This window comes from Clostridium sp. 1001283B150210_160208_E6, from assembly GCF_015669365.1.
Lineage (GTDB): Bacteria > Bacillota > Clostridia > Clostridiales > Clostridiaceae > Clostridium > Clostridium paraputrificum.
The window spans coordinates 1-26,975 of sequence record NZ_JADPAA010000004.1; the positions used below are offsets into that span (position 1 = coordinate 1).

The 26,975-nt window shown below is 29.6% G+C and carries 23 protein-coding genes and 1 tRNA gene; 20 read left to right on the top strand and 4 right to left on the bottom strand.

Going from position 1 to position 26,975, the window contains the following annotated elements:
• The first annotated feature begins 117 nt into the window (after positions 1-117).
• From I4V16_RS06145 to I4V16_RS06170, 6 genes are all read left to right on the top strand, one after another.
• Positions 118-192: transfer RNA gene (locus tag I4V16_RS06145), tRNA-Asn, on the top strand.
• Positions 193-557: 365 nt separating this feature from the next.
• Complete coding sequence (locus tag I4V16_RS06150; protein ID WP_049178065.1) at positions 558-1,247, top strand: response regulator transcription factor; 690 nt, start codon at positions 558-560, stop codon at positions 1,245-1,247.
• 3 nt (positions 1,248-1,250) lie between these two features.
• Positions 1,251-2,663, top strand: a complete 1,413-nt coding sequence (locus tag I4V16_RS06155; RefSeq protein ID WP_049178064.1) for a HAMP domain-containing sensor histidine kinase — start codon at positions 1,251-1,253, stop codon at positions 2,661-2,663.
• Entirely contained in the window at positions 2,647-4,137 is a 1,491-nt protein-coding gene (locus tag I4V16_RS06160) for a hypothetical protein (protein ID WP_099330160.1), read from the top strand. The genes I4V16_RS06155 and I4V16_RS06160 overlap by 17 nt, the downstream gene beginning before the upstream one ends.
• 10 nt (positions 4,138-4,147) lie before the next feature.
• On the top strand, positions 4,148-5,530 hold the full coding sequence (locus I4V16_RS06165) for a TldD/PmbA family protein (RefSeq protein WP_099330161.1): 1,383 nt from the start codon (positions 4,148-4,150) through the stop codon (positions 5,528-5,530).
• A 9-nt stretch (positions 5,531-5,539) separates the two neighbouring features.
• Positions 5,540-6,883, top strand: a complete 1,344-nt coding sequence (locus I4V16_RS06170) for a metallopeptidase TldD-related protein (protein ID WP_049178061.1) — start codon at positions 5,540-5,542, stop codon at positions 6,881-6,883.
• Between the two features lie 41 nt (positions 6,884-6,924).
• Here the strand turns inward: I4V16_RS06170 and I4V16_RS06175 are convergent, their stop codons facing one another.
• The gene (locus I4V16_RS06175) at positions 6,925-8,790 is read right to left on the bottom strand and encodes an LTA synthase family protein (RefSeq protein ID WP_195966585.1); all 1,866 of its coding nucleotides are present in this window, start codon (positions 8,788-8,790) and stop codon (positions 6,925-6,927) included.
• A 159-nt stretch (positions 8,791-8,949) separates the two neighbouring features.
• Between I4V16_RS06175 and yedF the strand changes: the two genes are divergently transcribed.
• On the top strand, positions 8,950-9,522 hold the full coding sequence (gene yedF, locus I4V16_RS06180) for a sulfurtransferase-like selenium metabolism protein YedF (protein WP_195966586.1): 573 nt from the start codon (positions 8,950-8,952) through the stop codon (positions 9,520-9,522).
• A gap of 12 nt (positions 9,523-9,534) precedes the next feature.
• Here the strand turns inward: yedF and I4V16_RS06185 are convergent, their stop codons facing one another.
• A complete protein-coding gene (locus I4V16_RS06185) occupies positions 9,535-10,335 on the bottom strand; it encodes a hypothetical protein (RefSeq protein WP_111938060.1) in 801 nt (266 codons plus the stop codon).
• A 112-nt stretch (positions 10,336-10,447) separates the two neighbouring features.
• Here I4V16_RS06185 and I4V16_RS06190 point away from each other — a divergent pair, with 112 nt between their 5' ends.
• A complete protein-coding gene (locus tag I4V16_RS06190; protein ID WP_195966587.1) occupies positions 10,448-11,407 on the top strand; it encodes an FAD-dependent oxidoreductase in 960 nt (319 codons plus the stop codon).
• On the opposite strand, the gene I4V16_RS06195 is transcribed toward I4V16_RS06190, so the two are convergent.
• Both I4V16_RS06195 and I4V16_RS06200 read right to left on the bottom strand, forming a co-directional pair.
• Positions 11,388-11,966 carry a GDSL-type esterase/lipase family protein gene (locus I4V16_RS06195; RefSeq protein ID WP_207745415.1) on the bottom strand — a complete coding sequence of 193 codons (579 nt, stop codon included), beginning with the start codon at positions 11,964-11,966 and terminating at the stop codon, positions 11,388-11,390. The genes I4V16_RS06190 and I4V16_RS06195 overlap by 20 nt on opposite strands.
• Positions 11,967-11,982: 16 nt before the next feature.
• Entirely contained in the window at positions 11,983-12,603 is a 621-nt protein-coding gene (locus I4V16_RS06200) for a RusA family crossover junction endodeoxyribonuclease (protein WP_195966588.1), read from the bottom strand.
• Between the two features lie 220 nt (positions 12,604-12,823).
• On the opposite strand from I4V16_RS06200, the gene tsaD reads away from it, so the two are divergent.
• The 12 genes from tsaD to I4V16_RS06260 all read left to right on the top strand — a co-directional run bounded on the left by tsaD (position 12,824) and on the right by I4V16_RS06260 (position 26,926).
• The gene (tsaD, locus tag I4V16_RS06205) at positions 12,824-13,843 is read left to right on the top strand and encodes a tRNA (adenosine(37)-N6)-threonylcarbamoyltransferase complex transferase subunit TsaD (protein ID WP_049178054.1); all 1,020 of its coding nucleotides are present in this window, start codon (positions 12,824-12,826) and stop codon (positions 13,841-13,843) included.
• On the top strand, positions 13,844-14,872 hold the full coding sequence (locus tag I4V16_RS06210; RefSeq protein WP_195542464.1) for an alpha/beta hydrolase: 1,029 nt from the start codon (positions 13,844-13,846) through the stop codon (positions 14,870-14,872).
• Between the two features lie 315 nt (positions 14,873-15,187).
• Positions 15,188-16,387 (top strand): trypsin-like peptidase domain-containing protein, encoded by a 1,200-nt coding sequence (locus I4V16_RS06215; protein WP_049178052.1) that lies wholly within the window; start codon positions 15,188-15,190, stop codon positions 16,385-16,387.
• A gap of 66 nt (positions 16,388-16,453) precedes the next feature.
• Positions 16,454-19,183: a sigma-54-dependent transcriptional regulator gene (locus I4V16_RS06220; RefSeq protein ID WP_049178051.1), complete on the top strand. Its 2,730-nt coding sequence runs from the start codon at positions 16,454-16,456 to the stop codon at positions 19,181-19,183.
• 233 nt (positions 19,184-19,416) lie between these two features.
• Entirely contained in the window at positions 19,417-19,725 is a 309-nt protein-coding gene (locus I4V16_RS06225) for a PTS sugar transporter subunit IIB (protein ID WP_027099805.1), read from the top strand.
• Positions 19,726-19,806: 81 nt separating this feature from the next.
• Positions 19,807-20,103, top strand: coding sequence for a PTS lactose/cellobiose transporter subunit IIA (locus I4V16_RS06230; RefSeq protein ID WP_027099804.1), 297 nt, complete (start codon positions 19,807-19,809; stop codon positions 20,101-20,103).
• A 130-nt stretch (positions 20,104-20,233) separates the two neighbouring features.
• Entirely contained in the window at positions 20,234-21,127 is an 894-nt protein-coding gene (locus tag I4V16_RS06235; RefSeq protein WP_049178050.1) for a BadF/BadG/BcrA/BcrD ATPase family protein, read from the top strand.
• Between the two features lie 19 nt (positions 21,128-21,146).
• A complete protein-coding gene (locus tag I4V16_RS06240; protein ID WP_049178049.1) occupies positions 21,147-22,235 on the top strand; it encodes a DUF871 domain-containing protein in 1,089 nt (362 codons plus the stop codon).
• Positions 22,236-22,496: 261 nt separating this feature from the next.
• Entirely contained in the window at positions 22,497-23,852 is a 1,356-nt protein-coding gene (locus tag I4V16_RS06245; protein WP_049178048.1) for an MATE family efflux transporter, read from the top strand.
• An 88-nt stretch (positions 23,853-23,940) separates the two neighbouring features.
• Positions 23,941-24,342, top strand: coding sequence for a carboxypeptidase-like regulatory domain-containing protein (locus I4V16_RS06250; protein ID WP_049178047.1), 402 nt, complete (start codon positions 23,941-23,943; stop codon positions 24,340-24,342).
• A gap of 113 nt (positions 24,343-24,455) precedes the next feature.
• Positions 24,456-25,562, top strand: a complete 1,107-nt coding sequence (gene eutH / locus I4V16_RS06255) for an ethanolamine utilization protein EutH (RefSeq protein WP_049178046.1) — start codon at positions 24,456-24,458, stop codon at positions 25,560-25,562.
• Entirely contained in the window at positions 25,559-26,926 is a 1,368-nt protein-coding gene (locus I4V16_RS06260; RefSeq protein WP_049178045.1) for an MATE family efflux transporter, read from the top strand. The genes eutH and I4V16_RS06260 overlap by 4 nt, the downstream gene beginning before the upstream one ends.
• Positions 26,927-26,975 lie beyond the last annotated feature (49 nt).

Sequence of the window (26,975 nt, forward strand, 5' to 3'; positions counted from 1 at the left end):
GAGGTGTAAGTGCAGTAATGTATGTAGCTGACTGATACTAATAGGTCGAGGGCTTGACCAAGTTAAAGATATTTCAATGATTATGTGCAATTTTCAGAGAACAACTCTGATTAATATTCCGCGGTAGCTCAATGGTGGAGCACTCGGCTGTTAACCGATAGGTTGGAGGTTCGAGCCCTCTCCGCGGAGCCATTTAGAATTTTAAGCGATGGATTACCATCGCTTTTTTTGACGTCTAGAAAAGTATAAAATTTTAATTTACCATAAATTGAAGGTATTATTACATTTCCATATTAAAAATATAAAATCGAGGATAATAATTTTATAATTTATTTACCTTTGGTATAAGTGGAGGGAGTATTTGTTTTTATGTAGCTTGGAGATTCATGATGGAACAAGCAAAATAAATATTCCCTCTACCTTTTTTGTATATACAAATATGTTAATTAAATTGTAACTACCTTGAATAATATTTATATTATAATAAAAATTGATAGTATGATATAAAATGAGGCAAGTATTAATAATAGAAGAGAAAATAGTATTGAGGTGTTATGATGACAAAGATTTTATTAGTAGAAGATGAAGAAAGTATAAGAAGTTTTTTAAAGATAAATCTAGAACGAAACTCTTTTCAGGTTATAGAGGCAGGAACTGGAGAAGAAGGAATTGAAAAAGCTTTATTAGAAAAGCCTGAAATAATAATCTTAGATGTTATGCTTCCTGGAATTGATGGATTTCAAGTTTGCAGTAGACTAAGAAAAGAGTTTCCAAATGCAGGAATTATTATGCTAACAGCAAAAGGGCAAGATATGGATAAAATTATGGGATTAGAGTTTGGTGCTGATGATTATATAATAAAGCCATTCAATCCCTTAGAAGTTGTGCTAAGGGTAAAAGCTATTTTAAGACGTATAGGGATAAGTGAAGATGAAAGTAGTAATAAAAACAAGTTAATGGGTGGTCCATTTATAATTGATTTATACTCTCAAAAATTATTAAAGGATAATAAAGAGATTGATGTAACACCTAAGGAATACATGCTAATGAAGCTATTTATTGAAAATCCTAATAAAGCATTTACGAGAGACGAATTATTAAATTTAATATGGGGATATAACTTTTTTGGGGATCCTAAAATAATAGATGTTAATATAAGAAGGCTAAGATCAAAGATAGAGGATGATTCATCAAACCCACAGTATATAGAAACTGTATGGGGAATAGGTTATAGATGGAAGGGATAAATTATGAGAACAATAAAAAGTAGGTTAGTTAAGAGTTTCTCTATAGTAATATTTATAACTATTTTAGTATTAGACATATTACTTATTACTTTTGTAAGAAAGTACTACTATGATAATATGAATGATTTATTAAAAAATCAGTTACAAATAACAACTAACTTTTATAAAAAATACTTTAATTTATATTCTTTAGAGGAAAATATTTATGATAGTTTAGATTCATTTTGGGAGCAAACTGATGCACAAATACAGATATATGATAATACTGGTTCAATGTTAATGGATTCTATAGGGGTAGTAGAAGATAACGTTAAATATATGGATGTGCAAAAATCGCTACAAGGAGAAAAAAATAATAGGTGGATTGGAAATGTAAGTTATTATGATTATAAAGTAATGGCATTATCAACACCAATAGAGTCTGATGGGAAAGTTATAGGAGTAATGAGGTTAGTTGTTTCTCTTGAAGCTGTAGATAAAGGAATAAGTAATATAATAGTATTTTTCTTAATTATATCTATAACTGTTCTTATTTTTTCAATTTTAGTTAGTACAATTTTAGCAAAAAACATAGTAGTACCAATAAAGAAACTTACTATAGTAGCAGAGGAAATGGCTGGAGGAGATCTAGGGGTAAGAAGTGATACTAATTCAAAGGATGAGATTGGTAAATTAGCTAAGACCTTGGATTATATGGCGGAAGAAATACAGAAGAGAGAACAACTTAAAAATGAATTTATTTCATCTATTTCACATGAATTAAGAACTCCATTAACTGCTATAAAGGGATGGGTAATAACATTAGATGATTCGCAAACAGATAAAGACACTTTGAAAATGGGATTGAATATAATTGAAAAAGAAACTGATAGATTAGTTAATATGGTAGAGGAACTTCTGGATTTTTCTAGGTTATCAAGTGGTAAAATGACTTTAAATAAAAAAGAAGTTTCAATAAAAGCTATATCTGATTATATCGATGTATATATGTCAGCTAGAGCTAGGCGTGAAAATAAAAGGCTTAATATAAATTTAGATTCTGAGAATAAAAAAATATATGTAGATATTGATAGAATAAAGCAAGTATTAATAAATCTTTTAGATAATGCTTTCAAGTTTACAGAAGCAGAAGGTACTATAAGTATAAGTTTTAGCTCTGTTGAGGGTTCTTTAAAGATAATTGTACAGGATGATGGTTGTGGAATATCAGAGGAAGATTTGCCAAGGGTAAAAGAAAAATTTTATAAGGGTAAGAATGCAAAATCTAAAAATGGTATAGGTTTATCTATATGTGATGAAATAGTTAAATTACATGATGGAGAGATTTTTATTGAAAGTGAAGAGGGTAAAGGGACATTAGTAACCGTAATTTTACCAGTAATTAAGGAGGAAGAAGCTAATGAAAAGACTTTTTAGTAGTGTTATATGTATTTTTTTATGTATCTTTCTTCTAATGGGGTGTTCTTTTGTTCAAGAAGAAAGTAGCTCAGTAATAGTACCTCCACGTAATATGAACTTGAAAATAAAAGGAGCATGGAATGCAGAGGTATATAAGATATTGGAAGCCAATGTATTATCAGATGAGGATATAAAAAACATAACCTCAAATCCTATAAAAATAAGAAGCAATGGAATTAGCCTATCTGGAGAAGATATTAAGAAAATAAAATATACAGTAAAGGTTGTAAAACCTAATTATACAATTTCTTATGAGAATAAATATAAAATGTCAAACTTATTAGGAAATGATATAGAAAGTATAGATGTATATTCTATAATATATCAGAATAAAGTACTAGCAGAATTTTTTTATAATACAGAAGAGGAATCCTATGTATATTACCAAGGGATAATTTTTAAAGTTAAGTTAGATAAAGATATAGATATAAGTGAGGAGCAAAAGTATACTGATTATGAAGGCTCAGTTGTTAAAGATGAAAAAGGCATTTCAGAAGGACTATATATAACTTTGAAGAAACCTTCTACAACAGAAGGAATGCCAGAAACATATAGAACCTTATGGATTAGTACAAAAGATGGAAGCCTTCAAGATGTTAAAGAAAGAGAGAATATTATATTTCCAAGACTTAAGGGTATATGGTATTTAGAACCAAAGTTGTATGAGGATAAAGGAAGAAAGATAAAATACGAGTATTTTGAATCAGCTCCAATTGATATAGCTACGGTTGAGTATAATAACAAGTTAGTTGAAGAAATAAAAGGTAATATTGAAGATGGAACAACCTTATTAAGGAATATAAATTTTATAGGTAATGATTATATAGCAACAGAAGTAGTAAGTAATAATAGCAAATATGAATCTGATTATTACGAAGTACTACCAATAGATAATATGAATACATCAACTGGAATATCTATAAGTGATTTATATACAACTAAAGATTCATATACTGATTATACGGATGCCTATAATGAAACCTATAGTACACTTGATAATGAAATTAAATCATCATTATCGCAGTATATAGATTATAGTAATTTTACTTTGTTAAGGGATAATGGAAAATGGGTTATCCAGGGAAGAATGTCGTCTTTAAAAAATGATAAATATATTAACTTTCCAACAAGATTAAAGCCTATTAAAAAATTATTAAATTATGATACACTATTAATATCATGGAAACTTTTAAAAGGAGTTAACCCATATATGATAGATGCGTATACATCACCATATAAATCTCTGGCAGTTATAATTCTTAAGGATGAAATGCTTATTTACAGAATTGTAGATGGTAGCTTATCAGACGAACCTCTAAAAAGGATACAGCTTGAAGAGGGAGAAACTGTTATAATGGCTGAATGGTGTAGTTCAAATTATATTGATAAGTGGGCAAGTGCTTTTAAAGAAAACAGTAGAACAATAAAATAGGAGGATTGAAATGATTTCAAGAGAGGTAGCATCAAAGGTTTTATCTAAGTGTCTAATTACCGGTGGTGATTTTGCAGAAATATTTGAAGAAGATAGTATAAATAATTCTATTGGGATTTTAGACAATAAAGTTGAAAACGCCTTAGGGGGTAGAAGTTATGGCGTTGGTATTCGAATCTTTAAAGGATTAAAGAGCGTTTATGCATATACAAATGATAGCAGTAAGGAAGGTCTTTTAGATACTGCATATAAAGCAGCCTTAGCCTTAGGGGATTTAAGGGAAGAAAGAACTATTGTAATTAATAATAGAACTGTAATAAATGATAGACATAACATTGAAATATTCCCTAATGTTGTTGATTACAATAAAAAAGTTGGTGTAATGAAAATAGCATATAAAAGTGCCAAGGAATATCATTCAGATATAGCTCAAGTAAGTGTATCATATATAGATAAAGATCAAAAAGTACTTATTGCAAATACAGAAGGGCTTTACGTTGAAGATAGAAGAATTAGAACAAGATTAGCAATAAATGCTGTAGCATCTAAGGATGGTGAAAATCAAACAGGATTTGAGGGGCCAGGAAGATATAAAGGCTTTGAAATGTTTAATGAGATTGATCCAGAATATTACGGTAAGGAAGCAGCACGTTCTGCATATGTAATGTTAAATGCGCGTAATTGTCCAGCTGGTAGAATGATGGCCGCTATTGATAACGGATTTGGTGGAGTTATATTCCATGAAGCTTGTGGACATTCATTAGAAGCTACATCAGTAGCAAAGGGTAACTCTGTATTCTCTGATTGTTTAGGTAAGCAAATAGCATCTTCAAAAGTAACTGCAATTGATGATGGTACATTACCAAACCATTGGGGTTCAATTAATGTTGATGATGAGGGGACACCTGGAAGAAAAAATGTTCTTATAGAAAATGGAATATTAAAGTCATATATGATAGACAAGTTAAATGGTAGAAGGATGGGGATGGATCCAACAGGAAATGCTCGTAGACAGAGCTATAAGTTTGCTCCAACATCTAGAATGACTAACACTTATATTGCAGCAGGAGAAGATGATCCAAAGGATATAATTGCATCAATTCCAGAGGGGTTATACGCTAAGAAACTTGGTGGAGGTTCTGTTAATCCTGTAACTGGTGAGTTCAATTTTGCTGTAGCAGAGGGATATCTTGTTAAGAACGGTGAAATTCAAGAGCCTGTTAGAGGTGCAAGTTTAATAGGTAAGGGTAGCGAAGTATTGATGAATATTGATATGGTTGGAACTAATTTAGAACAAGCTCAAGGAATGTGTGGCTCTTCATCTGGTAGCGTTCCTGTTAATGTTGGGCAACCTATGATTAGAGTAAAAGAAATTACTGTAGGTGGAAGATAGGAGGTTAACATGGAATTTAGAGAATTTAAAGAAAAATTATTTAACAGAGCTAAAAATGAAGGATTTCAAGAGTGTGAGATATATTTTGTAAATAGAGAAAGTTTAAATATAACTGTTTATGAGGAAGAGGTTGAAAAATATAACTTAAACAAAACTTTTGGGTTATCTTTTAGAGGAAAAATTCAAGAGAAAATGGGATATTCATACACAGAAATTATGGATGAAGAAGCAATTGAAATGTTAGTAAAGAATGCTAAAGATGGAGCTAAAACTGTTGAGAGTGAAGATATACAGTTTATTTATGAAGGGGATAAAGAATATGAGGAAGTGAAGACTTATTCTGAAGACCTAGAATCAGTAAAACCTAGCGAATTAATAGATATTGCTTTAAATATGGAAAAGGAAGCTAAACAGTTATCTGATAAAGTAGTTAATCTTGGAGGATGTAGCGTAGGATATGGAACATCTAGCTATGGAATATATAATACAAAAGGGCTAGAGCTTAGTAATAAGACTAATCTGCTAACAGCATATGTAGTACCTATAGTTGAAGAATCAGGGGAAAAATATGATGGAACTGGTTACGTAACAGCAAACTCATTAAAAGAAGTAAATCCAACAAAGATAGCTAAACAAGGTATTGAAGAGGCGTTATCAAGAATAAATGGTAAAAGCATTAAGTCAGGTAAGTATAAGACATTAATATATAATGAAGCTATGGTTTCCTTATTATCAACATTTGCCGGAGTATTTAGTGGAGATGCAGCACAAAAAGGTCTTTCTTTATTAAAGGATAGAGAAGGAGAAATAATTGCATCATCAATAGTAACTTTGGTTGATAATCCACTATTAAAAGATGGGTTAGCTTCTACTCCATTTGATGATGAAGGGGTAGCAACATATAAAAAAGAAATTATATCTAAAGGAAAGTTAGAAACCTTACTTCACAATTTAAAGACTGCAAATAAAGCAGGTATAAAAACTACAGGAAATGGATTTAAAGCTTCATATGCATCTACAGTTGGAATATCTCCAACAAACTTCTATATAGAGAAGGGAAGTAAATCTATAGATGAATTATATGAAGAAGTAGGGGAAGGGCTAATGATAACTGAGCTTGCAGGAATGCATTCAGGAGCAAATTCTATTACTGGAGATTTCTCATTAGCAGCAAAAGGATTCTATATTGAAAATGGAAAGAAATCATTTCCTGTTGAACAAATAACTATAGCTGGTAACTTCTTTGACTTATTGAAAGAAATTAAAGTTATAGGGGAAGACTTAAAGTTCCCAATGAGTAGTGTGGGATCACCATCTGTTATTATTAATGAATTATCCGTTGCAGGAAAATAGTAAAATAATAAGACACGCTGTAAATAGCGTGTCTTATTATTTTAATTACCTTTTTTGAAATAATTAGCTCTTATCATTTTATCTGAAAGATCTAGGGAAGATTTTATTCTTTCTTCATCTTCTGCTGATAAGTTTTCTCCCTTAATTGTTCCATTAGTTAATACAGCATAGCTTCTATTAGTATTTAATAAATTTCTACCTAGTGCTGTATTTTCATATAATGATTTATCTATTCCAAGTAAATATAACATAGTAGGCATTATATCAATTTGACCACCAATAGTTTCTAATGTTTTTGCTTCTTTAATATCTTTATCATAGATTATTAAAGGAACAATAGGATTCCCATCATCTAAATACCAAGCTTCTTTTTGAGAAAGTTGGTTTATTCCATGATTATAGTATTTATGAACTCCAGTATGGTCCCCGACTATAACAACTAAAGAGTTATCAAGAATTCCTTCTTTATTAAGTAACTCTAAGAAATATCCAATTTGTTCATCTGTATAATGAACACTTTCAAAGTAACCTCCAAGCTCACTTTTATCTAACTCTTCATCTAATCCTAGCTTTCTATATTCTTGAGGAATGTCGAAAGGACCATGATTAGTTAAAGTTATAGTATGAGCAAAGAATGGTGAATTTAAATTCTTTAGCATCGGTACAACTTGTTCGAAGTAACTTCTATCACTTATACCCATACCTATTTGCTCATCATCATTAAATGAAAAATAATCAATAAAGTTATCAAAATCAATACCACCCTTTAATGCATTTGCATAGTTCCAGAAAGAACCTTTATCAGGATGAATAGAAGAGGATGTGTATCCTGCATTCCTAAGAATTATAGGTAATGAATTATAAGTAGCATTTGGATATCTGAAGAATGTGCTTCCTCTTCTTAATGGCAACATAGATGTATTGACCATTAAGTCAGAATCGGAGCTTGTCCCCTCATTAACTTGTTCATATATGTTTGGAAAGTACAAACCTTTTTGTATTAGTTCATCCATTACAGGGGTAATTTTCTTACCATTAATCTCTTTGCCTAAAACAAATGATTCAAGAGATTCTACTTGAATGACAATTAAATTTTTATTTTTTGAAATTCCTGCATACTCGTTATCAGGTAGATTTTCATTTTTCCAATTATAATATTGATTAATTTGGTTGTTTTCTTCTTCTGTTAATTCATAAGGTTTTGAATCCTTATATACATTTATTATATCCATTATGTGATAACCAACAGGAGTAAAGTATTTTACTGTATTAGTTGGATCATATCCATCAAAAAGATATGCGTCTTTAACATCCTCATTGTTTAATACAAAAAGATTAAAAGGAACATATAATATAAATGCTAAAGGAATAATAAATGTAGCTAAAAATGTTTTTATAGCTTTTTTAGGATTAATTGAGTAAGTTTTTCTAGTAAAGAAAACGTAAACTCCTAAAATGATAAAGTCCAAGAAGAATATGAAATCATATGAGCTAAGCATGGACATTACTGAGCCACCAAGATTATCTAAATTAGCAGTTTGAGTTAATATAAGGATTGAAGGTACTGTTAAAAATCCTCTAAAATACATAACATCTAATAATGTTAATGCAGTAATTAGGGCATCTATAACAAATAGATATATTATTCTACCTTTACCTTTGAATAATAAGCTAAAACTTAAGAATACTAATGTATAAGCAAAATAATAATTTATACAAGGAGATGCATTGGAAAATCCAAGAGATATGTTAAAGTTATATGGATTTTGATTTTGTATAAATCCTTGTAGAAATATAGATTTTAAAACTATTCCCAAAAGAGGAATAAGGAATAATCCCATTTTTATTAATTTATTTTTATCGAAATTTTTTAGATAGTGCTTAATTTGTTCTAATAAGTTACTCATTTCTTCACCTCTCAACAGTAATCATAATCAATTATAGTATAATATGATATGGCAAATCAAATTAAAGAAAGAGTATTTATTAAATCTTAATAAATGATATAATTTAAATGTAACCATTTTTATAAATAAATAGCTTTAATTACAGTATGAGGTGATGGTATGAAGAGGATTGACTGTAGAGGTATAGAAGGTCCAAGAGTGATAAAGAAAGTAAAAAAATATTTTGATTCTATTGGTGAAGGGGAAGCAACTGTAAGTGTAGATAATGAGATTGCAAATAGTAACATAACAAAATATGCAATGACTCAAGGATATCACGTTGATTCACAAGAAGTTGGTGATGAGTTTAAGCTAACTATTGAAAAAAGAGGATGCTTAGAGGTATTAGAAGAAGATAAAAATTATGTTGTTATAATTTCGACTGATATGTTAGGAAAAGGTGATGAGGAATTAGGAAAGAAATTAATGATTTCTTATTTAGATACAATAAGTGAAGAATTTAGATTACCTAAGAAGATTATATTTTTAAATAGTGGTGTAAAGTTGCTATCTGAAGATTCCAAAGTTATTGAAGGAATAAGACTGCTAATTGAAAAAGGTGTTAAAATATATTCATCATCAATGTGCATAGATCACTATGACTTAAGAAGCAAAGTTTTGGTTGGTACAAAAATAGATATGAGTGAAATTGTTGATATTATGAATGAAGCAGATCAATTAATAAAGATATAAAGTAGATTTTATTTAATCTACTTTATATCTTTTATTATTTTCAAATAGAGTAAGAGTATATAAGTTCTTTTCATTATCACCAAAGAAATCAGCATAGGCATCATTAAAACTATCAGACTTATTATCTATAAAATATACTAAAAAGCCTTTACAGTATTCATAAGTATAGGTTTCTTTTAATTCCCTACAAATATTATTTAGAGTATCCAAATCTGAAGAATTTGCAATAACTTCAATCCTTAAATAATTATCTCCATAGGCTAAGTCTTTTATTTTATATGAACTTTCACTATTTGAAGATACTGTTTCAAACTTTCCGTTAAAGGAGTATTCAATCTTTGATACACTCATATCAACTTGAATGTTTGATTTAGTAGATGTATTTGGTATCAAGTTTTTAACTGGTAAATTTAAGGTGGAAACAGTAGAATTATTTTGGTCTAAAAACTTTAAGTGTACTATGCCTGTAAATACTAAAGATGAATTATTATCAATTGATATATATGCATTTTTATTGTTAGATGAGTTGGAATTACTAAATCTATATATAAATGATAAATCTTTATAGGAAGCTATCGATGCTTCTGATGTATCTATTTCAGTTTTATTTACGGAATTTAAACTATTATTCTTTATGTTCATAAGACCTAATATTGTTCCTAAACTTAAAAGTATAAATGATACCATTATTAAAATTAAAGTTATATAGTTATAGATTTTTCGTTTTTTATGTATTTTAAGTCCTAAAATCACTATAGAAGAGCTAATGCCTAATAAACCTAAAATATATAAAACTATAAAAAAAGAATTCATATTAAATCACCTTATTTATTTTCGAAATTTAATAGTAAAAGTTAATATGTTATAATCAACTTATATTAAGAAATTTGAGTGATATAAGGCAGTCTAAGGAGGAAGTTTCTTTATGATTCAATATGATTTGATAGTTGTTGGTGGTGGGATTAGTGGCATGACAGCTGCCCTAAGTGCCTTAGAAAATGGAGTGAAAAGTGTAATTATTATAGAAAGAGAAGATTCATTAGGAGGAGTAGTGAATCAATGTATTCATAGTGGATTTGGTAGCAGTATTTTAAATGTTGAAGTTACAGGTCCTGAATATGTTAATTTTATTAGAAATAGATTACTTAATCATAAAATTCATATTAAGTTAGAAACAGAAGTAATAGATTTATCTAAAGATAAGGTTATAACATATGTAAATTCTTTAGAGGGAGTTACAGAAATAAGAGGCAGCGCAATAATTTTTGCTACGGGATGTAGAGAGAAATTTACTGGAAGCATAAATATAGCAACCAATACCTACACAGGTATTAATAGTATAGGAAATGCCCATAGAGTAGTAAATTTAGAGGGATATTTATTAGGAAAAGAACCTGTTATAGTGGCAAGTAGTAAATGGGCTTTAATAGTAGCACGAAGATTATATATAGAAGGTGCTAATATAAAAGGAGTTTTAATAAAGGAAAATGAAAACTTCATATTTGATGATGAAAACAAAGATATAATAGAAGGATTTAATATGCCTATATACCTTAATTCAAAGGTGACAGAAATATTTGGTGATGAAAGGGTTACAGGAGTTAAAATAGGTTCTAGTATAGATAGTAAAGAGATTATTTTAAGGTGTGACTCATTATTATTATCTGTAGAATATTTTCCTGAGAATGGACTATTAAAAAATATAAAAGTTGAAATGGACAAAGAAACACTTGCACCAATTGTTAATGAGTATGAGACAGGAATTAAAGGCATTTTTGCTTGTGGAAATTTAATATATGGTACTAAAGCACTAACTAAGAAGGATATTAATGGTGGCGAAGCAGGAAAAAGGGCAGCAGAATATATTAGAAATTATTATTACTAAATATTCTTAATGCCTCATCCTTCATAAGTGTATTACCAAGAGAATTAAGATGAATACCATCAATAAAAATATTTTTATCTATATTTTTAAGTGATAGGTTATAAAAATCTACATATTTAACATTGTGTTTTTCACAGACTTCTATTAAGGAAGTACGTAGCTTTGGAAGTGATGAGAGACAGTAATCATATAGTTGGGATGGCATAAATAATTCTTCTGCCATCTCTTTTATTATAATAGGTGGAATTCCAATTACTACATTAGAATTATTAGATAAAGTTTCTAAAATCATTTCTTCAATATTGTCTACTATATTAAAAAGTTTTCTGCCACATAGAAGATCATTTGTTCCACCCATTATAAAAGTTATGTCAGGTTTATGTTTTATAAGATTTTCATATAATCTATTTAACATTGATGGAGTTGTATCTCCATTTATTCCTTTATTAATAATCTCTATATCTAAACAGTTTTCTAATAGATTAACCCAGGCTTTATCCTTAGCTAATCCATATCCGTATGTAAGACTATCACCAATACATAATATCTTGCTTATCATAATTAGATTATCCTCTCTAGAAAAGTTTTTTAAAACAGTTTTTACAAATCAATGTTTTTCCTTTATCAGCAGTAATAAAATCATTAGAAGTAATTGATTTCTTACACATACTACATACATTGTCAGATTTAATAGTTTCCTGCTTTAAGTTAGAAACACTTTTTTCATGAAAGTTCTTTCGTAGAGGTTTATATTCAGTTTTTTGAGTTGAAGTTTTCTTAGGTAAAACTGAATATGTAAGAGAGTATTCACTTTCTCCAAATAGTTCAAGTTCAAATCTAGGGTTTTCCTTATCATAAAACTCTTCAATTACTATCCTTCTTACTTGAGCATCATTAACTATTAATCCACTTTTTTCTACACCATCAAAAATACTTTTACAAATATTTATAGTATCTGGATGTCTTTTTTCGCTTTTATAGTATACCTTAAGGATTGCTATTAAACTTTCAGTTAAAACAATTTCTGGATTTTGAGAACGAGCAATATATGCTATTTCTTGTTCGTATAGTGCATATCTATCGTGATATTGTCCAGAATTATAAGGTAATATAGCACGACCATTAACATTATGTAGTTTAAAGTTGGATTTAGTTATAGGAGATCCATTTACTATAACTTTTGCATAAGATGACATAATATTTACTCCTTTATTTTAAGTAAAACTTAATTTTCCATAAATTCTATAACAAAATAGCTGAAATATTGACCATTAGCGATTATAATTAAAATAGAATTTCAATTTTAAATTTACAGTATTATTCTTATTAATACAAGATATAAAAATTCATATATAATACTTAATTAAGTATTATATAATATAGTTTTAATAAATATAAAGTACGAGGGATAACGGAATGGAAAAGAAATTAATATTATCTATTGAATCCAGCTGTGACGAGACATCTGCTGCAGTTATTGAAAATGGAAGAATAGTATTATCAAATATAATAGCGACACAAATAGATACACATAAAAAATTTGGTGGAGTAGTACCAGAAGTAGCATCAAGAATGCATATAGAAGTAATAGATAAAGTTGTGAAGGAAGCTTTAGATGAAGCTAATGTAACTTTAGAAGATATTGATGCAATTGGAGTTACATATGGCCCAGGACTAGTTGGAGCATTATTAGTTGGACTTCAGTATGCTAAAGGATTAGCATATGCAGCTAATAAACCTTTAATTGGAGTAAATCATATAGAAGGACATATATCTGCTAATTTTATTCAACATAAAGATTTAAAGCCACCTTTTGTATCTTTAGTAGTATCAGGAGGTCATACTTTTATTGTTCATGTTAAGGATTATGGCAAATATGAAGTATTAGGTCAAACAAGGGATGATGCTGCTGGAGAAGCTTACGACAAAGTAGCAAGAGCTTTAGGGTTAGGATATCCGGGTGGTCCAAAGATAGATAAGCTTGCAAAGGAAGGAAACCCAAATGCAATAGAGTTTCCTAGAGCAAAGTTCCATGAAGAAACATTAGATTTTTCTTTTAGTGGTTTAAAATCAGCAGTATTAAATTACTTAAACAAATGCAGTATGCAAAATATTGAAATTAATAAAGCTGATGTTGCAGCATCTTTCCAAAAAGCTGTGGTAGAAGTTTTAAGAGATAATGTATTTTTAACAATTAAAAATAAAGGATTAGATAAAATTGCTATAGCTGGAGGTGTAGCAGCTAACTCAGCCTTAAGAAATGCATTAATTAGTGAAGGTGAGAAAGTTGGAGTTCAAATCTTATTTCCAGAGCTAAAGTTATGTACAGACAATGCAGCTATGATAGGTTCAGCAGCATATTTTAGATTTATGGATAATGAATATTCTTCCCTTGATTTAAATGCAAAACCAAATTTAAAATTAAATGAAGGATAGGTGAAAAGCTTGAATCTTATACCTGAATCGAATGGACTTCATAGAGTTAATATGAGGGAAAAATTATCTATATTGCAATGGGTAAAAAAAGTTAGTATTGTCTTAGCTATAGTTTTACTATGTGGTTTTATATTTCAAAGCTTAAGTAATTTTATAGGAAATGAACAAGTAAGGCAAAGGTTAAACTATGTAAAGATAGATGATAACAAAATAGAATATAAAAGTAGTGGAAGTGGAAGTTACACAATTGTTTTTGATGGAGCTTTAGGAAGTAATCTTTATGCTTGGAATGATGTGTGTAAAAGTGTTGAAAAAGAATTGGGTGTTAGAACACTAGTATATAATAGAGATGGATATGGCTTTAATACTATTAGGGATAAAAAAGATATAGCATCTCAAACAGAAGAGCTTAGAGAGTTAATAAAAAAATTAGGTCTAACTGATAACTTGATTCTTGTAGGCGAAGAGTATGGTAGTTTAATCATGACTAATTTTGCAAAAGAGTATCCAGAGTTGGTATCAGGTATGGTATTAATAAGGCCATTATCAGAAGAAGCTTTAAAAAGTAAAGATTTTAAGAAGAGTATAAGATGGAAGTATTATAAAAGTAAAGTTGAAGCAGTGGGAGCCTCTTTTGGATTAACTACTTTAATGGACAAGTTAGGTCTTACTTATTCTATAGATGGGTTTGAAGAAAACCTTCCAAAAGGAGCAGATGAAGAATTTGCAGTACATAAAACTAAAAAGAACTATAGAAAAGCAGTAAGTAATGAGTTAGAAAACTTATATAAATATAACGGAGAAATGCAACTAGACAATGTGTTTATAGACAAGCCTTTGTATATAATAAGTGGTAATGAAAATGACCCTGTTGCAAAAATTGGTACAAGCGAATTGACAACTATATATCATACAGAATCTGAAGCAGGTATAATTTCAAGTACGGATAAGGGTTCTATTCAATCGGGAATATCAATTGTACTAAAAGAAGCTAAAAAAATAGAAAAACTATCAAATAAGAGTAAATAGGGATTTATTGGTGCAGAATATAAATATATTCTTCACCAATTTTTTTCTATCTAGGAAAGTATAAAATTTTAATTAGGTATAAATCAAAGGTACTATTACATTTTCATATTATAAAATCAAGGATAATAATTTTATAATTTCCTTACATTTAGTGCGGAGGGAGGATGTTTGTTTTGATGTGACTTGGAGCTTGCGACGGAACAATCAAAATAAATATCCACCCATACTTTTTTTGAAGTTTTATGTCATATAGTTGTCACAAAAAAAATATATACTCAAGTTAAAGAAAAGAGAGTGGATATAGGAGGTTTTAACATGGATAACGGAAACAATAATGAACAAGGATTTGTTTTTTATCATGAGCCAGATAAATTTGAAGAACATAATAATTTCGAAGATAATAAGAAACCAAAGAATAAAAGAGGATTAAAAATATTTGGTACAATAGCAATAACACTTGCAATAGCATTGTCTGGAGGGTTAATAGGTGGATTAGTAACCTATAAGACAATAACAAGTAACCTAGAAGGTAAGACAGTGAACTTGGCTCCAGTTAATTTTACTCAAAGTGATGAAAAGGCTCTTTCAGCACAGGAAGTATATCAAAAGGTAAGTCCAGCAGTTGTTACTATTTCAACTAAGGGAACTGAGTATAAAGGTTTTTTTGCTCAAAATGTTGAGGGGATAGGATCTGGATTTATCATAAATGAGGATGGATATATTTTAACAAATTATCATGTTGTTGAATTAGCTATTTCTAATAATACAAAGGATGTAACAGTAATATTAAGTACTGGAGAAGAGGTGGCTGCAAAAGTTGTTAACTATGATCAAAATAGAGATATTGCAATGATTAAGTTAGCAGATGGAACTAAGGTGCCAGCTGTAGCAGAGTTAGGAGATTCTGATGGATTGTATGTAGGGCAAGAAGTTGTTGCTATAGGGACACCACTTGGAAAGAATTTTGCACAGACTTTAACAAAAGGAATTGTTAGTGGAGTAAATAGAAATTTAACAACTGAAGGTGGAAACACTGGTGACTATATTCAAACTGATGCAGCAATAAATTCAGGTAATAGTGGAGGACCTTTAATAAATACTAAAGGTGAAGTAATTGGAATAAATACAGCAAAATTATCAGGTCAATCAGAAACAACTATAGAAGGTATGGGATTTGCAATTCCAATTAATGATGCAAAAGATAGAATAGAAAGCCTATCTAAGCCAATTTTAAATTTAGGAATAACTGTTAGAGAAGTAAATTCAGAATTAGCAAAACAAAATAATCTTCCTAAAGAAGGCTTATGGGTAGTTGGAGTTACTGAAAATTCACCGGCAGCAAAAGCTGGAATACAACCATCTGATTTAATTGTAAAGTTTGATGGAAAAGAAGTAAAAACTTTTGATGAGTTAAGTAAATTAAAGAGTAATAAAAATGCAGGAGATAAGGTAGAAGTAGTTGTATATAGAAATGGAAAAAATGTATCTTTAAGTATGCAATTAGCTGAAAGTTAGTTATTAATATAGTATAATTAAAGTTAGGTACTTAATAGTACCTAACTATTTTTTTAGGGGGCAAATATGAGTAAATTAGATGAAGTTTATAACTCATTATTACAACTAGAAAATAAAGGCCGTAAAGGTATATCGGCAATAGAATTAAGTAATTTTATGGATTTAGATAGAGCTAATATTTCTAGATATTTAAACACTTTATATAAAGAAGGAAAGCTGGAAAAAATAGAAGGTAGACCTGTATTATATTCTGTTATAAAAAAGAATAGCCTTTATAAAAGTAAAGGTTCAACTATAGATTTAAATAACAAAAATAGCCTAGATAAAATGGTTGGAGCAGAACAAAGTCTACAGATACCTATACAGCAGGCAAAAGCAGCTATGCTTTACCCCCCAAGAGGCTTACATACATTAATATTAGGAGAAACAGGTGTAGGTAAATCAATGTTTGCTGAATTAATGTATGAATTTGCAAGAGAGTCAGGTGTTATATCTGAAAATGCTCCATTCATAAGATTTAATTGCGCTGACTATGTAGATAACCCTCAATTAGTCATGGCACAAATTTTTGGAGTGAAAAAAGGGGCATATACTGGTGCTGATTGCGATAAAGATGGACTTTTAAAAAAGGCTGATGGTGGAATTATATTTTTAGATGAAATACATAGGCTATCACCTCAAGGTCAGGAAATGTTATTTACATATATAGATAAAGGTTATTTTAGACCATTAGGTGATACTGAAAATCCTATTAATGTAGAAGCTCAAATAATTACAGCTACTACTGAAGAACCCCAATCATTTATGTTAAAGACATTTACTAGAAGAATACCTATGACAATAACATTACCATCATTAAAAGAACGTAGTATTCAAGAAAGATATTACTTATTAGAAGAATTTATAAAGGAAGAGTCTGTGAGGCTAGGAAAAAGTATATATTTTAATAAAAATGCGTTAATTTCATTTTTGTTATATGATTGTCCTAATAATATAGGTCAGTTAAAAAGTGATATACAATTAGCTTGCGCTAAAGCATTTCTTAATTATAAGGCAAATGGAAGAGATTACATTCTTGTAGAACAAAGTGATTTACATCAAAGAGTTAATAAGGGATTAATGAAGTTGCAAGAATTTAGAGGTGAAGTAGATGAGCTTTTAAGAAATATGGGTGATGTTCTTAGATTCTCCTATAAAGATAATGAAAATACATTTAATATGGTGGATTTTAATGAGGAAAGTAAAATAACAGGTGAGTATTTTTATGATATTATAGAAAATAAATTAGAGGATCTTAAGAGAAAAGGATTAGAAGAAAAAGAAATAAATGATATTTTAAATATAGATATAGAAAGATATTTTCAAAAATATATAAGAGACTTACCTAAAGAATTTAGAAGAGATGAAATAACTAAAATAGTAGATAGTGAAATAGTAGATATTGTTGCAGAGATTTTAGATATAGCTTCATCTAAATTAGGTAGACAGTATGATGAAAAAGTATATTTTGGATTAGCGTTACATCTTCAAGGAAGTTTAGAAAGAATAAAGCAAGGGAATAAAATATATCATCCTAAATTAAATTTCATACGTTCACACTATTCTAAAGAATTTCTTATAGCTATGGAAGTTGCACAGAAGATAGATAATAAATTTGATGTTGAAGTGCCACTAGATGAAATAGGATATCTTACTATGTTTATAGCAGCTAGACCTTACGAAATAGATGAGAAGAAGGATGGTAAGGTTGGTGTGCTTGTTATAATGCATGGGCATTCAACAGCTAGTAGCATGGTGGAAGTAGCTAATTCCTTGATAGGAGAAAATTATTCTAGAGCATTAGATATGCCTTTAACCATGAAGGCAGAACAAATGTATGAAATAGCTAAACGAAAAGTAATTGAAATGAATAGTGGTAAAGGTGTTCTATTACTAGTTGATATGGGATCTTTGACCAACTTCGGAAGTATGATTAAAGAGGAAACAGGAATTGATGTAAGAGCAATTGATATGGTAAGTACATTATTAGTAATAGAAGCTGGAAGGAAGGCTATTAACGGAAGAGATATAAATGAAATATACAAATCTTGTTTAGAAATAAGCAGATACGGTATACAAGGAGTAAGGAATAATACTGAATTAAAAGAAAATCTAATCATTACTGCTTGCTTTACAGGAGAAGGATCTGCAGAAAAGTTAAGACAAATACTATTACAAAGACTATCTAATAGAGATAAAGTAAAAATTATTTCACTAAATATATTAGATAAATCTGATTTCATTGATAAGATAGATAGTTTGAAATTAGAGTATGGGATATTAGCTGTTGTAGGCACAGTATCATTAAATATAGAGGGAATTCCATTCATTCCAGCACCAGATATATTGGCAGAGGATGGTATAGATAGAATTGATGAATTTATCAGTAGGGAAGAGGACTTTAAGAGAATTACAAAATCGATAGATACTCAAATTCAAAATATAGATGGTATTGAATTAGTTCAGCTTGTAAGAGAAGCTATGCAACGAACAGAAGAAAACTTAGGTATAATGATATCTCATGAAGTTAAAGTTGGAATAATAATACATCTATGTTTTCTAATTGAGAAGACCATTAGTGGTGGTAAAGGAAAGAGTTTTGATAAACTTAATGAATATAGAGATAAGCATAGTAAAGAATTTATTTTAGTTAAGCAAAGTTTAAGAAGAATTGAATTAACTTATAATATTAATATATCTGATAATGAACTTGCATTTATAGTTAGAATGGTAACAGAAAATGATATATCTGTGTAACAAATAAATGAAGTGTGTAGAGAAATTAGTGTGTAAAATTGTGTGTAAGATAACTGTGTATTTAAAAATACATAGTTATCTTTTGTTTTATCTATAGAAACTAAGATATAGAGTCATTTAAAAAAAAATAAAAAAAGACAAATAGTTGGCATGCAAATTGCTTATAATATATAGTGCAAAAGTAAATAATTTAAAAGTAAAAAATTTCAATATAATTTGAGGGGGAATCAACCATGTTAAAAATTTTATTATGTTGTTCAGCTGGTATGTCAACTAGCTTATTAGTAACTAAGATGCAAGCTGCTGCTAAAGAGCAAGGAATTGAATGTTCAATCCAAGCTATGGCAGAAGGTGAAGTTAAGAATCACGAAGACGAAATGGACGTATTATTATTAGGACCACAAGTTAGATTCTTATTAAAGAAGATGAAAGAAAAATATGAACCAAAGGGAATTCCAGTAGACATAATCCCAACAGTTGATTATGGAACAATGAACGGTGCAAAAGTTTTAGCTTTAGCATTAAAGATGGCTGGAAAGTAATTTAGGTTATAAAAGGGGAGAATACTGGGGGGTATTTATATCGGCATATAAGCTAAAGCCAAATGAAAGGATGTATAAGTGATGGAAGAAATCATAATGAATTTAATTATGCACAGTGGAGAAGCTAGAAGCTACTCTATGGAGGCTATTCAAGCAGCAAAGGAAAATAACATAGAAGAAGCTAAAAGTTTAATAGAAAAAGCTGATGAAGAATTAGGACATGCACATAATGCACAAACAAGCTTAATTCAAGCAGAAGCAGGTGGAGATAAGGCAGAGTTCTCATTATTACTTTGTCACGCACAAGACCACTTCATGACTACAATGACATTAAAAGACGTAGCTATAGAAATAATTGATATATACACAAGATTATAGTATCAATTTAATATGAACTCTAATGTTTTACATTAGAGTTCATTAATTATAATTCTTTTGTTTAAACTCTGGTTAACGGATTATTTTAATACAGAATTAGATGAGAAATAATTAATAAAGGGGAATAGTTATGGATTATATAATTGGAGTAGATGGAGGAGGTACCAAAACGGAAGCTGTTGCTTATGACTTAAGTGGGGAAGTTTTAGCAAGAGCATTAACTGGCTTTGGTAACCTTGTTAATGGAAAAGAAGAAGCTTTAAATAACATAACTACTTCAATAGAAGAGTTAATTATAAAGCTTGGACAAGAAGGGTTAAAGGGAATATATTTGGGGATTGCAGGAAGCGAAGTTGGGGAAAACGCTAAATTAATTTATAGAGAAGTAAAGAATAAGTTTTCTATAGAACCAGTGGTTATGAATGATGGTGATTTGGCTTTGAAGGCATTATTAGAAGGTGAAGATGGAATTCTGGTAATAGCAGGAACAGGATCAACAGCATTTGGTGTTAAAGAAAATAAACAGGCACGTTGTGGTGGATGGGGCCACCTACTTGGAGACGAAGGAAGTGCCTATAAAATTTCTATAGAAGCTTTTAAAAGAATGATTCATGAAGAGGATTATGGAATCGATAGAAGTGAACTTTCACAAGCTATTTTAGATAAATTGAACATGACTACTGTAGATGAAATTGTTGGGTTTATCTATTCTGCAACTAAAGATGAGATTGCTGCGATGGCCAGCTTAGTATCCATTTATGCTGAAAAAGGTGATGACTATGCTAAAAATATCTTAATAAATGAAGGTATAGAAATTGCAAAGTCAGCAGAGAGGGTATTTAAGAAATTAAACTTTGATAAATGTAGAATAGGGTTAGTAGGAGGCGTTATTAGAAAATCTAAAGATTTAAGAAAAGCCTTCGAAAATTATTTGAAGGAAAATATTAATGTAGTTGCTTACGTTGATAACGATGTTTCAGCTGCAAAAGGAGCATACTATATTTATAAAAAAACAAACAACTGATTTTATTGGAGGGCACACAATGAAAAGATTAGGGATCTCAGTTTATCCAAGTCATAGTTCTATGGATGAAATAATTGAGTATGTAGAGTTAGCTGCAAAATATGGGTTTAAGAGAATTTTTACTTGTCTACTTTCTGCAGAAGGAAAAACTACTGAAGAAGTAGTTACAGAATTCAAAAGAATGTTAGATGTAGCAAACAAGCATGGAATGGAAGTAATAGCAGATTTAGACCCAACAGTATTTAAGAACTTAGGGGCATCTATAACAGATTTATCTGTATTTAAAGAAATGGGATTAAGCGGAATTAGATTTGATGAAGGTTTTGCTGGAAATGAAGAATCTATAATGTCATTTAATCCATATGATTTAAAAGTTGAATTAAATATGAGTAACGGTACAAAGTACGTAGACAACATATTATCATTTAGACCAAATGTAAACAACATATATGGATGCCATAATTTCTATCCACATGTTTATACTGGACTTTCATTAGAACATTATATGAAATGTACAGAACAATTTAAGGAATTAGGAATTAATACAGCTGCCTTTGTAAATTCTCCGACAGCTAAGTTTGGACCATGGCCTGTATCAGAAGGGTTATGTACTTTAGAAATGCATAGAGATATGCCAATAGATGTTCAAGCAAAACATTTATTTGCAACAGGTATTGATGATGTTATAATAGCTAACTGCTATGCATCTGAAGAAGAATTAAAGGCTTTAAGTGAAATTAATAAAGAAATGCTTGAATTCACAGTTGAATTAGTTGATGGAATTCCTGAAATAGAAAGAAAAATCGTTCTTGAAGAATTCCACTTCAACAGAGGAGATAACTCAGAATACATGGCTAGATCAACTCAATCTAGAGTTAAGTATAAAGGTGAGAAGTTCCCACCATTTAACACTCCAGATATAAAAAGAGGAGATATAATTGTAGAATCTGATTTATATACTAGATATGCTGGAGAGCTACAAGTAGCACTTAAGGATATGAAGAACAGTGGAAAGAGTAATGTAGTTGCTAGAATAGTAGAAGAAGAATTATTCTTATTAGATTACATTGAGCCATGGACTAAGTTCTCATTCAAGTTAAAGAAATAGTTAGTTATGCCGTAGATATTTATCTACGGCTTTTTTCTTTATCTTTAGTAGGAGTGGGGGGGATATTTGTTTTGATGTCACTTGGAGCGTGGCGACGGAACAAGCAAAATAAATATCTACTCCACTTTTTAAATGCTAATAATTGACATTGGAAAATTTCCTTGATAGAATATCTAAAGATAATTATTCAATAGATAGTGAGAAGCAACCACTTTAACTCTTCTAAAGTGCTTGCTTCATTTTTATTATTAAGGGGGACATATGAAAGCAATTTTAGAAAGAGACAAAACATTTTATAAAAAAATATTTGTAATAGCATTACCAATTATAATTCAGAACTTTATTACATCATCATTAAATATAGTGGACACAATCATGATTGGAAAATTAGGTGAGGTAGAAATAGCCTCAGTAGGAATAGGAAATCAGTATTTTTTCTTATTTAATATTTTAATTATGGGAATGTTTAGTGGGATGGCTGTGTATACTTCGCAGTATTGGGGAAGAAAAGATATAGCAAGTATAAAAAAAGTAGTAGGTTTAGGAAGTTTATTAGCAGTAATTATAGGATTAATATTTACAGTAGTTGCACTAATATCGCCTGGTTTTATTGTTTCAATATTTAATAAAAGTACAGATGTTATACGCTTAGGTTCAGAATATCTAGGAGTTGTATGTTTAAGCTATGTATTTACTGCATTAACATTTAACTTTGCAACTGCATTAAGGTGTATTGAAAAAACATCTATTCCAATGTTAGTAAGTGCAGTAGCATTGTTAACTAACACATTTTTAAACTGGGTATTTATATTTGGAAATTTAGGGGCTCCTGCCATGGGAGTAAAAGGAGCTGCCCTAGCAACATTGATAGCAAGAGTATTAGAAACTACTATATTGATAGCATATATTTATATTTCTAAGAGTGTATTGGCTGGTAAGATAAAAGAATTATTTTCATTTTCTAGAGATTTTGTAAAGATGATATTTATAACTATGATTCCTGTTTTATTAAATGAAGGGTGCTGGGGACTAGGATCAGTAATGTATAATGTTATTTATGGAAGAATAGGAACTCAAGCTATAGCTTCAGTTCAGATTGCAACTACAGTATATAACCTGTTTATGGTAGTCATTTTTGGAATAGGGTCAGCATCTCTTGTTATAGTTGGAAATGAGATTGGTAGAGGAGATAAAGACAAGGGATATAAATATGGCAAGAAGTGTGTGATGTTAGGGTGTATAGTAGGAATAATCTTATCTTTAGGGCTAATATTATTATCTAATCAAATAGTAACTTTATATGATGTATCTGAGCAAGTAAGGATATGGGCAAGAAATATTTTATATGTAATAGCATTTATAATGGTAATTAGAGTTTACAACATTATAATAATTGTTGGTGTTTTAAGAGGTGGAGGAGATGCTAAGGTATCATTAGCTATTGAAGCGTCAACAATGTGGTTTATAGGAGTTCCTGTAGCCTTTATAGGTGCCTTTATACTTAAGTTACCTGTATATCAAGTGTATGCTTTATGTACTTTAGAAGAGATTGTAAAAGGGGTATTTTGTCTAAGAAGATTTAAATCTAAAAAGTGGATTAATAACTTAGTAGACTAATAATGATAAATTTTGACAGAATAATAGCACATTTTTTTTTCTAAAACATATTTTATAAGTATAAAGAACAACTACGGAGGTAAAAGTTATGAGCGGAAAATGTGCTGTATGTTCAGTATGTCCAAGAGAAAATCAACAAATAGAGGCTGTTATTAAGTTACCAGTTGAGAAGAGATCAGTTATTCATGGTACAGTTTTAGATGCTAATGGATGCCCAGTAGCAGATGCTGTTGTTAAACTACTTCAAGTAGTAGATGGTTGCAAATTACCATGTCCATTGACTCACACATTTACAGATCAATATGGACAATTCTTACTAGGACCTTTATGCCCAAATAGAAAATATATGTTAAAGGTTTATAAAGATAATATCCAAGTTAAGTATATGCCATTAGATGTTTCTTGCTACGATGGTAAATGCATTGGTGTTAATCCAGCAAGTGGTTGTGGATGCAAAGGTAATTCAGACAATAATGGCTGCGGTTGCTAGAAATAACTAAAGTAATTTACAAAAAGCCCTTTTTAAGGGCTTTTTATTCTTTTATAGATATTATATACTAATAAGGTTAAAATATTTAAGATTTTGTATAGTGGGAGAAAAGAATGGAAAATATAGTACTTTATATTATAACTTTATTTTTTATATTGGGAGCTATAGATTATTTACTAGGAAATAAGTTTTCTATTGGGGAAGAATTTGAAAATGGTATAAAAACTATGGGGCCGTTAGCTATATCTATGGTTGGAATACTATCAATAACACCATTACTATCATCTATAATAGAAATAGTTATAAGTCCAATTGCAAAGAACTTTAATATAGACCCATCTATATTTTCTTCAAGCTTTATTGCCATTGATATGGGAGGGTATAATATTGCTTCTAATATTGCTAATTCAAGTGAATTTGTTATTTTTTCAGGTATATTAATGGCATCAATTTTAGGATGTACTTTAAGTTTTACATTACCTTTAGCATTAGGATTAGTAAAAGAGAAGTATATGGATTCTCTTACAAAAGGATTTCTATGCGGAATAATAACAGTACCTATTGGATTATTTATAGGTGGACTAGCATTAAAAATAGATTTAAAAAGTTTATTTATAAATCTTTTTCCTATAATACTTTTATCTATAATTCTGTCTATAGGGATTATGTTTAAGCCAAAGATATGTATATTTATATTTAATTTTATTGGTAAAATTATAGTATGTATAAGTGTATTAGGATTAATAATACAAGGGATATATTCAATAATAGGAATAAAAATAGTAGAAAATATAATGCCATTACAAGACACTCTTTACATAGTAGGAAAAATATCTATTTTCCTTGGTGGAGCGTATGTAATGCTTAAGTTTATTAAAAATATATTTAGTAAGCAATTTAATAAGTGGGAAGGAATATTTGGTGTAAATGGTAATACAATTTCTGCTTTTATAGGTTCATTTGCATCTGCAATAATTGTTTTTGATAATTTTCATAAGTTAGATGAAAAGGGAAGAGTTATATGTTCTGCATTTTCAGTGTCAGGGGCTTATGTTCTTGGTGGGCAGTTAGGTTATGTAGCAAGTGTAGCAAAGGAATATATGATACTATATATTTTTGTAAAGATATTATCAGGAATATTAGCAATTATATTTGCATTATTTATTTTGAGAAGAGAAGATAAAAATAGAAAAATCATAAATACTGAGGAGGCATCATGAAGAAACAAGTTGATTTAGTATCAGGAAAAATATTAGAACCATTAATTAAGTTATCTTTACCTATTTTAGGAACGTCATTTATTCAAATGGCATATAACATGACAGATATGATTTGGATAGGTAGAGTAGGAAGTTCTGCAGTTGCAGCAGTAGGTACAGCAGGATTTTTTCCATGGCTTGGTATGGCCTTAGTTTACATATCAAAAGTGGGTGTTGAAGTTGGAGTATCTCAGGCCATAGGTAAGAGAGATAATAAAGAAAGAGACAAATACATAGCAAATAGTATATTTATTAATATAGCTCTTGCAATTATATATACATTAATAATTTTAGTATTTAGAACATCCCTTGTTAACTTTTTTAATTTAGGAGATAGTGAAGTAATTAGAATGGCTCATGAGTATTTAATAATAGTTATTTTAGGTACTGTATTTACTTTTATTAATCCTATTTTTACAAGTATATTTACTGCATCAGGTAATAGTAAAACACCATTTATTATTAATACGATAGGATTAATATTTAACATGGTATTTGATCCATTATTAATATTTGGTGTAGGATTTATTCCTCCATTAGGAGTTGTAGGGGCTGCATTAGCAACAGTGTGTGCACAAGTTGTAGTAACATTAATATTTATATTAGCTTATATAAAAAATCATTATGTAACAGGAAGAAAAGCAATTAAGTACTTAGATAAAAAGGTAATGTTAAATATAACTAAGCTTGGGATGCCAGCTTGCTTAGAAAATGGATTATTCACAATTTTCTCTATGGTTATTGGTAGAATAATTGCACAGTGGGGCGCAACAGCTATAGCTGTTCAAAAAGTTGGTTCTCAGATAGAGGCTATATCTTGGATGACTGCTGGTGGATTTGCAACTGCTCTTACAACATTTATTGGACAAAATTACGGTGCAAAAAAGCCTGAAAGAATAAAAAAAGGATTTAAATCTACATTAGGAGTTTCTATATTTGTTGGATTTATAGCATCCATAATATTAATATGCTTTGGTAGAACTGTATTTAGTTTGTTTATACCAGAAGAAGAGGCAATTATAGGTGGTATAGAATACTTAAGAATACTTGGTTATTCTCAAATATTTATGTGTATAGAAATAACTACTGCAGGTGCTTTTAGGGGATTAGGAGAAACTATTTTACCATCATTTGTTAGTATAGTGTTTTCTGGTATTAGGATACCTATGGCTATATTTTTAGCATCTACTTTGGGAATAGGAGTTAATGGAGTTTGGTGGAGTATAACAATATCTTCTGTAATAAAAGGAATATTAATGATATCATCATATTATTATAAGTTTGGAAGACAAAATAAACTTGAAGCAAAGGTATTACCAGAATAATAATAAGGGAAAGTATCGAAATTAATGATACTTTCCCTTTAATCTTTTA